Annotated in this window: 12 protein-coding genes; all 12 read left to right on the top strand. The window is 59.6% G+C overall.

The window, feature by feature from the left end:
• Positions 1-1944 (top strand): branched-chain amino acid ABC transporter ATP-binding protein/permease, encoded by a 1944-nt coding sequence (locus ACYCZJ_RS12205; RefSeq protein ID WP_461554502.1) that lies wholly within the window; start codon positions 1-3, stop codon positions 1942-1944.
• Between the two features lie 12 nt (positions 1945-1956).
• The gene (locus tag ACYCZJ_RS12200) at positions 1957-2679 is read left to right on the top strand and encodes an ABC transporter ATP-binding protein (protein WP_461554501.1); all 723 of its coding nucleotides are present in this window, start codon (positions 1957-1959) and stop codon (positions 2677-2679) included.
• Positions 2680-2843: 164 nt separating this feature from the next.
• Positions 2844-4151, top strand: coding sequence for an MFS transporter (locus ACYCZJ_RS12195; RefSeq protein WP_461554500.1), 1308 nt, complete (start codon positions 2844-2846; stop codon positions 4149-4151).
• A gap of 43 nt (positions 4152-4194) precedes the next feature.
• A complete protein-coding gene (locus ACYCZJ_RS12190; protein ID WP_461554499.1) occupies positions 4195-5697 on the top strand; it encodes a CoA-acylating methylmalonate-semialdehyde dehydrogenase in 1503 nt (500 codons plus the stop codon).
• An 88-nt stretch (positions 5698-5785) separates the two neighbouring features.
• Complete coding sequence (locus ACYCZJ_RS12185) at positions 5786-6745, top strand: AEC family transporter (RefSeq protein ID WP_461554498.1); 960 nt, start codon at positions 5786-5788, stop codon at positions 6743-6745.
• A 54-nt stretch (positions 6746-6799) separates the two neighbouring features.
• A complete protein-coding gene (locus ACYCZJ_RS12180; protein WP_461554525.1) occupies positions 6800-7684 on the top strand; it encodes a 2-hydroxy-3-oxopropionate reductase in 885 nt (294 codons plus the stop codon).
• A 5-nt stretch (positions 7685-7689) separates the two neighbouring features.
• On the top strand, positions 7690-8637 hold the full coding sequence (locus tag ACYCZJ_RS12175) for a D-2-hydroxyacid dehydrogenase (RefSeq protein ID WP_461554497.1): 948 nt from the start codon (positions 7690-7692) through the stop codon (positions 8635-8637).
• Between the two features lie 144 nt (positions 8638-8781).
• The gene (locus ACYCZJ_RS12170) at positions 8782-11004 is read left to right on the top strand and encodes a phosphoketolase family protein (RefSeq protein ID WP_461554496.1); all 2223 of its coding nucleotides are present in this window, start codon (positions 8782-8784) and stop codon (positions 11002-11004) included.
• A gap of 93 nt (positions 11005-11097) precedes the next feature.
• The gene (locus ACYCZJ_RS12165) at positions 11098-12414 is read left to right on the top strand and encodes a four-carbon acid sugar kinase family protein (RefSeq protein WP_461554495.1); all 1317 of its coding nucleotides are present in this window, start codon (positions 11098-11100) and stop codon (positions 12412-12414) included.
• A gap of 138 nt (positions 12415-12552) precedes the next feature.
• On the top strand, positions 12553-14007 hold the full coding sequence (locus tag ACYCZJ_RS12160; protein WP_461554494.1) for an FAD-linked oxidase C-terminal domain-containing protein: 1455 nt from the start codon (positions 12553-12555) through the stop codon (positions 14005-14007).
• 9 nt (positions 14008-14016) lie between these two features.
• Entirely contained in the window at positions 14017-15063 is a 1047-nt protein-coding gene (gene glcE, locus ACYCZJ_RS12155) for a glycolate oxidase subunit GlcE (protein ID WP_461554493.1), read from the top strand.
• Between the two features lie 2 nt (positions 15064-15065).
• Positions 15066-16289, top strand: coding sequence for a glycolate oxidase subunit GlcF (gene glcF, locus ACYCZJ_RS12150; protein WP_461554492.1), 1224 nt, complete (start codon positions 15066-15068; stop codon positions 16287-16289).
• Positions 16290-16683: the final 394 nt, after the last annotated feature.

Raw genomic sequence — 16683 nt, 5'->3', positions numbered from 1 at the left:
ATGGGCGCCATCAAAAAAATCTCTTTCATCCTGGCATTGGGCGTACTTGCGTCCCTGCCCATGGTCTGGACCAATCCGTATTACATCCACCTGATGGTGGTCATCGGTATCTATGCAATCCTGCTGCTTGGCCTCGACATCGTGGTCGGCTACGTGGGCGAAGTCTCGCTCGGGCATGCCGCGTTATTCGGCGTGGGTTCCTATACAGCTGGTGTACTCAACTTCCAGCTGGGTGTGCCATTCCTGCTCGCGGTGCCCGCCAGCATCGTTGTCACCGCCCTGTTCGGTGCCCTTCTGGCACTCCCGGCACTGCGTGTGACGGGCCCTTATCTGGCCATGGTGACACTGGCGTTCGGCACTATTGTCCAGATACTGATCAACGAGATGGATTTCCTGACCAATGGCCCGCTCGGAATTTCGCTGCGCAAACCGGTATTTTTCGGACATCAGATCACCGGTACCGACTACTACTATATTGTGTTGGTGGCATTACTGGTAACCATCGCAGTGGTTCACCGCATCGTCAAATCCTACCTTGGCCGCGCCTTCGAAGCCTTGCGTGACAGCCCGGTGGCATCCGACTGCATGGGGGTGAGCGTATACGCCTACAAGGTCTACGCTTTTGTTTTCAGTGCTGCGCTGGCAGGTCTGGCAGGCAGCCTGTTTACCTATTCCGAAGAATACATTTCACCCAATACCTACAGTTTTGAACTGACCATCATGTTCCTGCTGGCGCTGATCATGGGCGGGCGCAAAACACGATCCGGCCCGATTCTGGGCGCCATCATTATCGTCATGCTGCCCAACGTATTGTCTGATATAGACCTGTTCCGCAAAATCGCAGTGATCATGGCAGTATCGGGCGTGCTGTATTCGATTTACACGGTGCTCGCCAAAAAACGTACGCCACTACAGGTCGCTATCCCGCTGTTATTCACCGTGGGCCTGGCCGGTTTCAGTTTCTGGATCCACAATATTACCGACTATCGCCTGACGATTTTCGGCGCGATGATCCTGTTTGTGGTCTATTACCTGCCAGACGGCATCATGGGATTTCTGCGCAATGTCGTGCAGAAAATCCGGCCGCAGTGGATACACAAGCATGAATTGATTACCGACAAGGGTGACGCGCAGCAGGCCTGGCTAGTCCCGGATTGCAAAGTCACTGCCAACGGCAATCTGCTTGAGGCGCGCAATGTCCTCATGCAATTCGGCGGTCTGAAGGCGCTCAACGAAGTCCAGCTGAATATCACCAAAGGCACGGTGCACGGATTGATCGGACCGAATGGTTCGGGCAAAAGCACAATGATGAATGTGCTCACCGGTATCTATACACCGACCGCGGGCGAGATCGAATTCAACGGCAAGATCATTTCCGGCACCGCGCCTTCATCCATTGCCGGCGAAGGTATCGCGCGGACCTTCCAGAACGTACAGCTGTTCGGCGAAATGACCGCAATCGAAAACGTATTGGTGGGCCTGCACCATACCTACCGCAGCAACACATTTGACGTCATCTTCCATACCCGGCGCTGCCTCAAGGAAAAGCGCGAGGCACGCCTGCGCGCCGCCAGCCTCCTGCAATTTGTCGGTCTGGCCGATCTGGCCAACGAAGAAGCGCGCAACCTGCCTTACGGCAAGCAGCGCCTGCTGGAGATTGCCCGCGCACTGGGACTGAATCCTAGCCTGCTGTTGCTGGATGAGCCCGCGGCTGGCCTGACCGCCCCGGATATCAAGGAACTGGTCGGCATGATCCAGAAAATCCGCGGCCATGGTATTACCGTCATTCTTATCGAACACCACATGGATGTGGTGATGAGTATTTCAGACACGGTCACGGTACTCGATTTCGGCCAGAAAATTGCCGAAGGCAAGCCCGCCGAAGTGCAGGCAGATCCCAAGGTTATCGAAGCCTATCTTGGCGGCAACGCCGATGCGGTTTAAGAGGTTCAATATATGTTACAGGTAAAAAATCTGCACGCCGCATATGGCAAGGTTGAAGTGCTGCATGGCATTTCCATTGACGTACCACCAGGCAAAGTCGTCACCCTGATCGGCTCCAACGGCGCGGGCAAGACAACCACCCTGCGTGCCGTGTCCGGCATGATCAAGCCGGCTGACGGAGAAATCCGCCTCAATGGCAAAGACATCACCGGCATGGAATCACACCGGATCGCCCGTACCGGCCTGGCGCACTCACCGGAAGGCCGACGCGTATTTTCCACGCTGTCGGTCACCGACAATTTGATTCTGGGTGCATTTCCACGTCTCACCTTCGGCCGCGAACGTGGCGATGTACAAGGCGACCTCGACCGCATATTCGATCTGTTTCCGCGTCTTCAGGAACGTCGAACCCAGCTGGCCGGAACGCTCTCCGGTGGCGAACAGCAAATGCTGGCCATGGGCCGGGCGCTGATGCTTAATCCCGAGGTGTTACTGCTGGACGAACCCTCAATGGGTCTGGCTCCCCTGCTGGTGGAAGAGGTATTCCGCATTATCCGCGAGCTGAAAACCCGCGGTATCACCATGCTGCTGGTGGAACAGTTCGCAGCAGCCGCATTGAATGTGGCCGACTATGGCTATGTCATGGAAAACGGTCGGATTTTCTGCCACGGACCGGCCGAACAGCTTAAAAATGATCCGGCAGTAAGAGCGGCGTACCTGGGCGCGGCTCATTAACGCGGGTTATCGCCGGAACAACCACGGAGACAGCAGCTGACGCGGATAAACCCTGTGCAGGGTGCAGAAATTCGCGCTGTCCTGTTTCAACAGCTGCCGCAATCCCCGTGATTTGAAATTTTGTCTTTGCTTCGTTATAAAGATCTTGAACCGGCTCATTCAACATGCCCACTCTCATCCACGCCCGCATGCGCCGTCTGCGCTGGACCAGCTACACACTGGTAATTGTCGGTTATATGCTGGCGTTCTTCCATCGCCTGGCACCTGCCGCGATCGCCAATCACCTGCAGCAATCCTTCCACACCAGTGGCGCGGCACTCGGCAGCCTGGCGGCCGCCTATTTTTATGCCCATACGGTCATGCAAATACCGGTTGGCGTAATGGCCGATACGCTCGGCATACGCAAAGTTGTCGCCTTCGGTGCGCTGATATCCGGTGTGGGGTCACTGATGTTCGGCATGTCCGATACGCTGGCCTTCGCCACTCTGGGCCGCTTGCTGGTCGGTTGCGGCGTTGCCGCCATGTTTATTTCGCTGATGAAACTCAATGCCGTATGGTTTCATGACCGCCATTTCGGCACCATTGGCGGCATATCGCTGCTGCTTGGCAACCTGGGTTCCGTGCTGGCCGCCACGCCGCTGGTCTGGGTGGCCTCGCAGACCTCGTGGCGCAATGTCTTTGTCGCGGTCGGCGTGTTCTCTCTGGTGCTGGCGGTGCTGGTGTGGTTTCTGGTACGCAGCCATCCGGGCGAGGCGGGCCTGCCTACCATGCGCGAACTGGAGGGCAAGGAAGCCCACCCCCATCATCATGGCCACTGGTATGACGGCTTGCTCAATGTCATGAAGAACCGCGCCACCTGGCCCGGTTTCTGGCCGAACTTCGGTATTGGCGGTAGCCTGTTCGCATTTGCCGGGCTGTGGGCCATCCTCTACCTGCATGATGTGTATGGAATGGAGCGCACGACCGCCTCCAATCACACCATGTTGCTGTTGATGTGTTTCGCGCTGGGGGCGTTGGCACTGGGCACCCTGTCGGATCGGATCGGCAAACGTCTGCCGGTGATCATCGGCGGCCTGACAGTGTATGTGTTGTGCTGGCTACCCATCGTATTCGACTGGCATCTGCCGCCCGGCCAAAACTACCTGCTGTTTGCCGTCATGGGGTTCAGCGCCGCCGGTTTTACGCTGTCATGGGCATGCGCAAAAGAGGTCAATCCGCCTGCGCTGTCCGGCATGGCAACCAGCGTCATCAATACCGGGGCGTTTCTGGGAGCGGCGATCCTGCAACCGCTGGTGGGCTGGGTAATGGACCAGGGCTGGAACGGGCGGATGCAGGCCGGTGCCAGAGTCTATTCGGAGCACAACTATCAGGGCGGGTTGGGTGTCATGCTGGCATTTTCCGTAGTCGGCCTGATCGGCGCACTGACTATCCGCGAAACCCACTGTCAACACGTCACCATTACCCAATCGTGATGAATTTGATTCATTCAGCTTCCATGTAATCAGGAGATCAATCATGTCAAAATCAATACTGCCTCTGTGGATCAATGGCCAGCGTACCGAAAGCCGCAGCCAGCGTACCGCCGGCGTGACCAATCCGGCGACCGGCGCGATCATCCGCCAGGTGCCGCTGGCCAGTCACGATGATGTAACCGATGCAATCAATGCCGCCAAGGCGGCATTTCCTGGTTGGCGCGATACCACGCCGCTGCGTCGCAGCCGTATCCTGAATAAATTCCGCGACCTGCTGGAAACCCATCGCCCCGAACTGGCACAACTGGCCAGCGAAGAGCATGGCAAAACGCTGGAAGATGCGGCGGGTTCCGTGCAGCGCGGCATCGAAGTGGTGGAATTCGCCGTCGGCGCACCGCATCTGCTCAAGGGTGAACATGCGGAGAATGTCGGACGCGGCGTGGATTGCCATTCCATGCTGCAACCGATCGGTGTCTGCGCCGGGATTACGCCATTCAATTTTCCGGCCATGGTACCGATGTGGATGTTCCCGCTCGCCATCGCCTGCGGCAATACCTTCGTGCTCAAGCCCTCGGAAAAAGTGCCTTCATGCAGCCTGCGCATGGCGGAACTGTTCAAGGAAGCGGGATTGCCGGATGGCGTGTTCAACGTGGTACCCGGCGACAAGGAGGCGGTCGATACCCTGCTTAGTCATGCCGACGTGCGTGCCGTTTCTTTTGTCGGCTCAACGCCAGTCGCCCGATATATTTATGAAACCGCGGCACATCACGGCAAGCGCGTGCAGGCCCTGGGCGGTGCCAAAAATCACGCCGTGGTATTACCTGATGCCGCACTGGATTTCACTGCGAATGCCATCATGGGTGCCGCCTACGGCTCAGCGGGAGAACGCTGCATGGCGATCTCTACCGTGGTGGCCGTCGGCGATATCGCTGACGCGCTGGTGGCCAGGCTCAAGGAAAAAGCCGAGAAACTGGTGGTCGGACCTGGCGACCGCAAAGGTGTCGACATGGGCCCGGTGATTTCGGCGCAGCACCGCGACAAAATTGTCGGCCTCATCGATAGCGGCGTGGCACAAGGCGCTACCCTGGTGACGGACGGGCGTGGCATTCAGGTATCCGGATGCGAAAATGGCTTCTTTGTCGGACCGACCCTGTTCGACCATGTTTCCACCGAAATGGATATTTATCGGGAGGAAATCTTCGGCCCGGTACTGATCATCTTGCGCGTGGCCAGTTACGACGACGCCATCAAGCTGGTCAACAGCAATCCCTATGCCAACGGCACTGCGATTTTCACCGGTTCGGGCGCGGCGGCGCGGCGTTTCCAGCACGAAATCGAAGTCGGCATGGTCGGCATCAACGTGCCGATTCCTGTTCCCATGGCGTTCTTTTCGTTCGGTGGCTGGAAATCCTCGCTATTCGGCGACCTGCACATGCACGGGATGGAAGGTGTGTATTTCTACACGCGTACCAAAGCCATCACCAGCCGCTGGCCGGAACAGTCGGATCGCAGTGCCTCGACCCTGATCATGCCCACGCTTGGCTAGTTTTATCCAGATCGAATGCAAGGCAGTCGTGGCTCAGCGGGCTCTCCACTGATTAGCAAGGCTGCCCATATCAGGGCTCTATAAAAACATGGATCTGAATCATCTGGCAAAACTGATGATCGAGGTCATGCTGCCGATCGCCATTCTGGTTGGCGCAGGCGCGATCTGGCCTGCCTATTTTCAGGAGATGCCCAGCAAAACCTTGCGCATCCAGTTGAATCAACTGGTTCTCAATCTGTTCTTTCCGGCGATCCTGTTTTCCATTGCCGCCACCACGCCGATTACACCCGGCCTGCTGATGGTGCCGCTATTGGGCGGCATTGGCTCGTTACTGACTGCGGTCGTCCTGTATGGGCTGCTTTATCACTCGCCAATAGGGCGCGGCTTGCACAATGGCACGCGTGCCGCGCTGGTGGTAGGCGGCATGTTCGGCAACACTTTCTTCATCGGCATGCCGGTCCTGACGTTTCTATACGGTCCGCAGGCGGCCCGCTATCCGGCATTCCACGACATGCTGATGACTGTACCGCTGGTATGGAGCCTGGGCGTGTGGATTTGTACCCGGCTCGGCCCGCCGGAAGCAGCCGTCGCCCGCCAGCCCATCTGGCGCGTGATGCTGGGCATGCCGCCGATCTGGGCATTCATTATCGGCGCCACGCTGCATGTCACCGGCCTGGCCTACGAACCGCTGGTTCACGCTGCCCGGATGATCGGCGAGGCGACCATTCCGATCATGATGTTCGTGCTCGGCCTGTCCATTCCCTGGCGCAGGCTGCGGCCAAACGGCGTGATCCTGACAACTGCCGCCGTGAAGCTGCTGCTGATGCCGCTGATGGCATGGGTCGTCGCAAGATTATTGTTTGCACCGGCAAACGAACCACAATTTGCGGCTGTCATTGAAACCAGCATGCCCACCATGTTGACTATATTGATCCTGACCGACCGCTTTCACCTGGATACCGAGGCCGGTGCGCTGCTGGTCGGGTGGAGCACACTGCTATTCTGGTTCACGCTGCCATTCAGCCTATGGCTGATCCACCGGTTCTAAAAGCTTTTTTAGAACCGGGTTATTTGAACGATTGCTCGAGGAGTCAGCATGTCTATCACTGTCGGTTTCATTGGCCCTGGCATCATGGGCTGCCCCATGGCCCTTAATCTCATCAAGAGCGGCCATGCACTACACGCTTTTGCACGCCGCCCGGCGGCCTTGCAGAGGCTGACGGACGCCGGGGCCATCAGATGCGCCTCTCCAGCTGAAGTCGCCACCCAATCCGACATTATTTTCACAATCGTGTCAGACACGTCTGACGTGGAAGCGGTGCTGTTCGGTGAACACGGCGTGATTCATGGCGCACGACCGGGCTCGGTGGTGGTGGACATGAGCACCATCTCGCCGACTGCTACCAAAACATTCGCTGCGCGTCTGGCCACGCAGGGTATCGACATGCTGGATGCGCCGGTTTCCGGCGGCGAAACCGGTGCGATCAACGCCACCTTGTCGATCATGGTAGGGGGCAAGCCGGAGGTATTCGAACGTGTCAAACCGCTGTTCGAATGCATGGGAAAAAACATTGTCCACGTCGGCGGCAACGGCGCCGGTCAAGTCGCCAAGGCCTGCAACCAGATCGTGGTAGCGGTGACCATCGAGGCCGTGGCCGAAGCCCTGACCTTTGCGCGCCGCAACGGCGCCGATCCGGCCAAGGTGCGCGAAGCGCTGATGGGCGGCTTTGCCGGCAGCAAAATCATGGAAGTGCACGGTCAGCGTATCCTGGACAACGATTTCAAGCCCGGCTTCAAGGTTGGTCTGCATCAGAAGGACATGCGCATCGTCATGGAAACCGCCCATCAACTGGGTGTGGCGCTGCCCGCCGCCGCCCTGGTTACGCAGCATCTCAATGCCCTGATGGGCAGCGGCGACGCGGAGCTGGATTCTGCCGCAGTGGTCAAGGTGCTGGAGCGCATGTCCGGCATTGGCAGCGAGGACTAATCCCGATGGAAAAAATCGTCTTTCTGGATTCCGCAAGCATCATCGCCGACATCCGCCGTCCGGCTTTTCCCCATGCCTGGGAAGACTATCCGGCGACCAATCCTGATCAGGTGCTGGCACGACTAGGCGACGCCAGCATCGTGATCACCAACAAGGTTGCGCTGCGTCGTGAAACGCTGGAACAACTTCCCGGCCTGAAAATGATTGCCATTGCGGCCACCGGGACGGATAACGTGGACATTGCCTGTTGTCGCGAGCGCAACATCGTCGTATCCAACATCCGCAACTATTCGGTGCACACCGTGCCGGAACACGTGTTCATGCTGATGCTCGCGCTACGCCGCAATTTGCTCGCGTTCCGCAACGACCTGCGCGACGGCGCATGGCAACGCGCTGGCCAGTTCTGCCTGTTTACCCATCCGGTACGCGACCTGCATGGCAGCACACTGGGATTGATCGGCCACGGTGCAATCGGGCAGGCAGTCGGCCGTCTCGCCTCGGCCTTCGGCATGAAAGTGCTGATCGCCGAACACAAAGGGGCAACATCGGTACGGTCAGGCTATACGAACTTCGAGCACACGCTGCGCGATAGCGACGCCCTCTCCCTGCATTTGCCGCTCAATCCGGATACGCGCAATTTGATCGGCACCCGGGAATTCGGCCTGATGAAGTCAGGCGCGCTGCTCATCAACACCGCTCGCGGCGGCCTGGTGGATGAATCGGCGCTGCTCGCAGCACTCCAAAGCGGCCGAATCGGCGGCGCGGGATTCGACGTGCTGGACACCGAACCACCGCGCCCGGGTAATCCATTGCTGGATCTGGATTTACCCAATTTCATCCTGACGCCGCATATTGCCTGGTCGAGCCGCGAGGCCATGCAGACGCTGGCCGACCAGCTGACCGACAATATCGACGCTTTTTCCCGCGGCTCGCCGCAAAACCGCGTCGCCTGACCAACTGCCTTGAATTAATTGCAATTAAGTAGTGGCTTTGTTAGTATTTCTCATAGAGCGAATTGTGATTTCACAATACGAAATTTAATACAGCAAGCGGATTTTGCTGTGATAGCAGTTTTCTGAATTTTTCTGGAGACGAAAATGAGCACGGAAAAGCAATTGGTCGAACCCCAAACCATCCCGGCGTTTTGCGAGGGCATTCAATATTTCGCGGAATCCATGCCGGATTTTGCACAAATGGGCGACGCGCCGTGCCTGTCGGACAAAGTCTCTTGCGTCAAGGATGCCAGCGACACCAAGGCCGCCTACCAGACATTGCTGGTGGCTGACGGCCTGCGTTATCTCACGCTGCAGGTCACCGGCGCCAAGTCCTCCGGGCATCCCGGCGGCTTCGCCAGCAGCGCGGAAGCCTATGCATCCATGGTGATGCTGGGCCATACCAACATCGTGACCGAAGTCGGCCACCACGCGCCCGGTTTCTATAGCGCCATGTTCCTCGACACCTCGCTGGAACAAATGGGCATTACCACGGTGCAGCAGATGCGCGACCGCTTCCGTGAAAGCCATGGCTTGCTCGGTCACCTGTCCGGCGCCATTCCCGGCCTGCTGGCGCCCGCCGGCCCATTGGGCCAGGGCCAGCACTTCGCCATGGCCGGCGCCCTGCTCCACCCCGGCAAACTGTTCCCGGTCACCATCGGCGACGGCGGTCTGGGCGAGCCGTACATCATGAGTGCGATGGTGCACTTCAATACCGCCTACCCCAAGGCCACCAACTTCCTGCCTATCCTGGTGTGGAACGGCTACTCCCAGGAACATCACAGCATGGTTTCGACCTGGGACAATGCACGCATGACGGCCTACTGGAAGGCGCACGGCTTCAAGCATGTGTATCTGGTGGACGCCAAGGAATTCGACGACCAGAACCAGGACGGCGCCTATGTCGACAGCTCGCTGTTCTCGTGGGAAAAACGCGTGGCATTTGCCGGTGCAGTGCTGAAAGCCAGCGATGCCGCCGCACAACATGCGCTCAACGGGGAACTGTCGGTGCTGATTCTCAAGCAACTGAAAGGCACCGGCGTGCATGCCACCGGTTCCAAGTCGCACAACCTCTACGCCCATCACACCCTGGAGAGCGCAGACGTCGTGTCCGGACTGCAACGCCGCGCACTATCCACCGCAGCGTGGGAACTGGTACGCGAGAATTTCCGCCATGCCGGCGGCGGCCCGGCCGTGAAAACCGTGGTGACGGAATTCGAGCTGGATCTGCCCGACCTCGGCGAACTGCCGCTGACCGAATTCGAACCCGGCAAGGAAAACAAAATACCGACCACCGCGTTTGGTGAAGTAGTCGGCGCAGTGGGCAAGCGCGATCCGCGCTTCATCGTCACCAATGCCGACGGCAACGAAGCCTCGGCCATGGCCAACATCAACAAGGCCTTGACCATCCGCCACCCGACGGTGGACGAACTGTACTTCCAGGGCCCGAACGGCCAGGTTTACGAGCCGCTCAACGAGGATGCCTGTGCCGGTCTGGCCGCTGCCGTGTCGCTGTTCGGCGGCAGATCGCTGTGGTGCTCGTATGAGTCCTTCGTCATCAACGGCCTGCCGATCTGGCAGACCGTGATCCAGGCGATGGCCGAACTGCGCCGCAAAACCCCCAGCACGGTGACGCTGTTCACCGCCGGCGCACTGGAGCAGGGACGCAATGGCTGGACCCATCAGCGCCCGGAGGTCGAGGCCTACTTCGCCGCCATGATGCGCAACGGCAATGTGTTCCCGCTGTTCCCGACTGACGCCAACTCGATTCAGGCGGCTTACGAATGGGCGCTGAAAACCCACAATAAAGGCATCGTGATCACCGCCTCGAAAACGCCGCTGCCGGTACGCACCACACTGGCGCAAAGCCGTACCGCAATCGAGGAAGGCGCGATCACTTTGATGGATCAGAATGGCAACGGAAAAGTCGTGTTCGCAGTCACTGGCGACATGGTGCTGCTGCCGGTATTCGAAGCAGCCGAAGCGCTGGCCAAACAAGGCGTTGGCGTGCGCATCGTCTCGGTGGTCAACCCGCGCCGCCTGTATCGTCCAACCGACGTTGCATGGAACACCGTATCGCAGCCCGACGGCAAGTTCATGAACGATGCGGATTTCGATGCGCTGTTCCACGGCGATGCGCTGATCGCCGTCAGCGGCGGCCCCTCGGCAATGCTGGAACCGGTACTGCTGAGAACGCGCGCAGCGCGTCGTGAAACCTTCTGCTGGCAGCGCGGCGAAACCACCGCGACCGCAGGTCAGCTGTTCGACCTCAACGGCATGAACGCCAAGGCGCTGGAACAGCGTGCGCAGGCCTTGCTCGGCAAATAAACGGCCACAGGAGACGCGAGCGTGTTTGTATTTCTCGTGTCTCCGCCAGTCTGGTCACGCCGTGTTTTCATGATTTAACCCGGTCTTAACAAGATGCAACCAAAAATCATTGTTCTGGACGACGACCCCACCGGCTCACAGACCGTACACGGCTGTCTGCTGCTCACCCGCTGGGACGTGGCCACACTCAAGCAGGGTCTGGCCGATGCTTCGCCACTGATGTTCGTGCTCACCAATACGCGCGGCATGGGCGCAACGGAAGCCTCGCAGATAACGCGCGAGGCATGCCACAATCTGAAGCTGGCGATGACGGATTTTGATCAGCCGGCGTTGTTTGTCAGCCGCTCCGACTCGACCCTGCGCGGTCATTACCCGGTGGAAACCGACGTCATGGCCGAGCAGTTGGGACCGTTCGACGCCCACTTCCTGATCCCGGCTTTTTTCGAAGGCGGACGTTTCACCGTGGACAGCGTGCATTACCTCAAGGTGGATGGAAAAGCCGTACCGGTACACGAAACCGAGTTCGCTCGCGATTCCGTGTTCGGTTACAGCCACAGCTATCTGCCTGACTATGTCGAAGAAAAAACCCAGGGCAGGATCAAAGCCGACGAAGTGGTGCGCTTCACCCTGGACGACATTCGCGCCGGTACGCTGGACCGGTTGATGGCCTTGCAGAATAACGCTTGCTGCGTGGTGGATGCGGAAAACCAGACCGACCTCAACCGCTTTGCCGACGACCTCGAACAGGCCGCCAGCCAGGGCAAGCGCTTCCTGTTTCGCAGCGCCGCCAGTTTATTGACCGCGCTGGCCAAGCTGCCGCCGCAACCAGTGCCTGCCGAGGACATGCAACGCTATGTCAAAAACGGTCGCCCCGGCGTGATCGTGGTCGGGTCGCATGTCAAGAAAACCACCGAGCAACTTGCCATGTTGCTGCAACAAAAAGGCGTCGTTGCCGTGGAAGTGGATGTCAGCCGGATGCCGGAACAGAGCCCGGTATTGCTCCAGGAAGTGCTGGCGCAAGTAACCCACGCCCACCAGCGCGGCATGACGCCGGTGGTCTTCACCAGCCGCATTGAGCGCCAGTTTCCCGACCAGGCAACGCGCCTGGCGTTCGGCGAACACGTCTCCGGTTTCCTGATGGATGTGGTGCATGGCCTGCCCACCACCATCGGCTACATCATCAGCAAGGGCGGGATCACCTCCAACGACATGCTGAGCAAGGGGTTGGCGCTGCCTACTGCACGTCTGGTGGGGCAGATACTGGCCGGATGCAGCGTGGTATTAACGCCTGCCGACCATCTGTTTCCCGAGATACCGGTGGTGATTTTTCCGGGCAACGTGGGTGATGCCAATGCACTCACGCAAGCCTGGCAGCGCCTGAGCACGCCAAAACCACATGGCAACGAATAATCAGGGACAGTAGAATCAAGCTTTTCTCGCGAATCCGCTTGAAAGCGTGATTCAACTTACCGGGGTACAGGGATGAACATACGTTTTACGATTATTTTTCTCCTGACTTCATCTGACCGATAGCGTTTTCACGTAACCATGATTGCTGCTTCCATTATTCGAGATTTGCAAGCCTTGCTTCCTGCTTCTGCGGTGCTGTCCGTGCGTGAGGACATGATGCCCTATTCATCGGATGGCCTGACCGCGTATCAATGTCAGCCCGGCGTCGTAGTGCTACCCGATACTGAAGACCAGGTCATCGCCATTTTGCGGCTCTGCCACGCGGCCGGGGTGCCTGTCATCGCGCGCGGCGCAGGCACTGGCCTGTCTGGTGGCGCGCTGCCGCGCGAAGATGCGGTACTGTTGGTGCTGGCCAAATTCAACAAAATCCTGCATCTGGACCCGCTGGCGCGTACTGCGCGCGTGCTGCCCGGCGTGCGCAATCTCGCCATCTCCGAAGCCGCCGCCCCGTACGGTCTCTACTATGCGCCGGACCCATCCTCGCAGATTGCCTGTTCCATCGGCGGCAACGTGGCGGAAAACTCCGGCGGCGTGCATTGCCTGAAATACGGCCTCACGGTAAACAACGTCATGCGTGTGCGAGCCGTCACCATGGACGGCGAGATACTGGAAATCGGCGGCGAAGCGCTGGACAGCCCCGGCTACGATCTGCTGGCGCTGATGCACGGCTCGGAAGGCATGCTCGCCGTCATCACCGAAATCACCGTCAAACTGCTGGCCAAGCCGGAACGCGCGCAAGTGGTGCTGGCGGCTTTTGACCGGATCGAGACGGCGGGTGCCGCGGTAAACGCCATCATTGCCGGTGGCATCCTGCCGGCCGGCCTGGAGATGATGGACAAGCCCGCGATCGAGGCGGCGGAAGCTTTCGTTCACGCCGGTTACCCGCTCGATGCCGCCGCCATTCTGCTGGTGGAAGTGGACGGCACCAACGAGGAAGTATCCGACGACGTGCTGCGCGTACACGACATCCTCGCCACCAGCGGCGCGACCGAAATCCGCACCGCCAATAACGAGGCCGAACGCCTCAAATTCTGGGCCGGGCGCAAAAACGCCTTCCCCGCCGTGGGGCGCATGTCGCCGGACTACTACTGCATGGACGGCACCATCCCGCGCCGCGCTTTACCGGCCGTGCTGCGCGGCATTGCCGATCTATCCGTACAATACGGGCTGCGCGTCGCCAATGTGTTTCACGCCGGCGACGGCAACCTGCACCCGCTCATCCTCTACGATGCCAACACCCCCGGCGAACTGAAAAAAACCGAAGCCTTCGGCGCAAAGATCCTCGAATTATGCGTCGCCCAGGGCGGTACCATCACCGGCGAGCACGGCGTCGGCGTGGAAAAAATCGACCAGATGTGCGTGCAGTTCCGGCCGCTGGAATTACAGGCTTTCCACGCCGTCAAGGCAGCGTTTGACCCGCACGGTTTACTGAACCCCGGCAAGGCTGTTCCCAGCTTGCACCGCTGCGCTGAACTGGGTGCCATGCACGTGCATGGCGGGCAACTGCCGCATCCTGAATTACCGCGATTCTGACAGGAACCCATGCAAGCAATCATTGATCAGGTACACGCCGCCATCGCCGACAAGACGCCGTTGCAAATCCGCGGCGGCGGCAGCAAGGACTGGTACGGCAATGCGCCCTCCGGTGAACTGCTCGACCTTTCCTGCCACAGCGGCATTGTCGAATACGAGCCGGTGGAGCTGGTGCTGACTGCAAAAGCAGGCACGCCGCTGACGGAAATCGAAACCCTGCTCGCCGCCCACGGGCAAATGCTGTCATTCGAGCCGCCGCATTATGGTGAACGGGCCACGCTGGGCGGCACGCTGGCCTGTGGCTTCTCCGGCCCACGCCGTACTTTTGCAGGCAGCGCCCGCGACGCGCTGCTCGGCGTGCAGCTGCTGGATGGCCGCGGCGACGTGCTCAACTTCGGCGGCAAAGTCATCAAGAACGTCGCCGGTTACGATGTATCGCGCCTGATGGCGGGCGCACTGGGTACGCTGGGCGTGATGCTGCAAGCCTCGCTCAAGGTATTGCCACGCCCCGCTCATGAAGTCACGCTGCAATTCGAACTCGATGAGGACAATGCCATCCTCCGCATGAATCAGCTCGCCGGCCTGCCGCTGCCCATTTCCGCCGCCGCCTGGGTCGGCGGCGTGATGATGCTGCGGCTGGAAGGGAGCGCACCGGGCATTCATGCTGCGCAAGCGAAGCTGGGCGGTGAAGTGAACCCGCACGGTGCCGCCTTCTGGCTGGCGGCGCGCGAACAGACCGCCGCGCTGTTTGGCGGCGATACGCCTTTGTGGCGCCTGTCTGTGCCAGCCATGACCCCATCGATCACATTACCGGGCAAACAGGCCGTCACCTGGGGCGGGGCGCAGCGCTGGCTCAAGTCCGACGCCCCGTCCCTGCAAATCCGTAGCGCTGCGGCCGAGGCAGGCGGTCATGCCACGCTGTTTCGCGGCGCGGACAAATCCGCCGGCGTATTCCACCCGCTGCCCACAGCCATGCTGGCGCTGCACCAGCGCCTGAAACAACAATTCGACCCGCACGGCATATTCAATCGCGGGCGGCTCTACGCGGAGTTCTGACCATGCAAACCCAGCTTGCCGATTTCATCCGCGATACGCCCGAAGGGATAGAAGCCGAACGCATCCTGCGCAGCTGCGTGCATTGCGGTTTTTGCCTGGCCACCTGCCCCACCTATCAAATCCTCGGCGACGAACTGGACTCGCCGCGCGGGCGCATTTACCTGATGAAGCAATATCTGGAAAGCGGCGAGGTATCAGAAAAAACCCAGCTGCACCTGGATCGCTGTCTCACCTGCCGCAATTGCGAAACCACCTGCCCGTCCGGGGTGGAATACTCGAAACTGCTGGATATCGGTCGCGGCCTGATCGAAAAACAGGTTCCGCGCAGCCCGCTGGCTGCGATGCAACGCTACGCGCTGCGTCAGGTTCTGCCGCGCCCAACCCTGTTTTCCAGCCTGCTCGCGTTGGGACACGCGGCACGACCTTTCCTGCCAGCCAGCCTGAGATCAAAACTACCCGAGAAACAGAATTCTTCATCTCGTCCGCAAGCACGCCATGCGCGCCACATGCTGGTTCTGGAAGGCTGCGTACAGCCCGCGCTGGCACCCAACATCAACGCGGCGGCGGCACGGCTGCTGGATAAAATCGGCATTTCGCTGGTTGTGGCGGACAAAGCCGGCTGCTGCGGCGCGGTCAGCTACCACCTCAACGCCCAGGACGAAGGGCTGGACTACATGCGCCGCAACATCGACGCGTGGTGGCCGCATCTCGAAGCGGGCGCAGAAGCCATCGTGATGACCGCCTCCGGCTGCGGCGTCACCGTCAAGGAATATGGCCATTACCTGCAACACGACCCGGCCTATGCGGCCAAGGCAGCGCGGGTTTCGGCCCTGACGCGCGACCTCAGCGAAGTCGTGCTGGCTGAAGCAGAGGCACTCAAGAACCAGTTTGTGCCAATTCCCAAGCCGCGCGCGCGCGTCGCCTTCCACGCGCCCTGCACACTGCAGCACGGCCAGAAAATCACCGGCGTGGTGGAAGCACTGCTCACCGTGGCCGGGTTTGAGGTGATATCAGTCAGCGAATCCAACCTGTGCTGCGGCTCGGCCGGCACCTACTCGATTTTGCAGCCGGAAATTTCCAATCAGTTACGCGAGCGTAAACTCGGCCATTTGCAGGCACGCCAGCCAGAAGTGATTGCCACCGCCAATATCGGCTGCCTGACGCATTTGCAATCCGGAACCGCCACGCCGGTTCGGCACTGGATAGAGTTGCTGGACGAAGCGTGAACTGGGCACAGATCGAGGTCTCGGGTCAGCGTCGTCAGGCATCAAAGGGCGTGAAGAGACCCAAGTAAAGAAGAACTATGGTGTCTGACCCTCATGGCAGAACACCCTGTCCGGGCTTTGCCCGGACAGGCCAAGACAAAAACAAACACGCGCAACGCGCGTGACTCCACGTTCTTTGAAATTCCCCTTCTGCGCCGCTTCGTCTGAGCCGGTCGGGCGGGAGGTTCAGGCGAGCACTGTTCGAGCTCCGCAGCAGCTTGCGGTTTGTGTAGTGGTCTAATTTACACAGACACTCCGATAGGTGGATCATTCACCTATGGAGGAAACCTGGATGGGCAAGCAACGCAGGCAATTTGATGCCGGTTTTAAATTGGAAGTAGTCCGCATGGTCAAG

This window comes from Sulfuriferula sp. (genome assembly GCF_054605375.1).
This window is presented reverse-complemented; position numbering and strand designations above follow the sequence as displayed.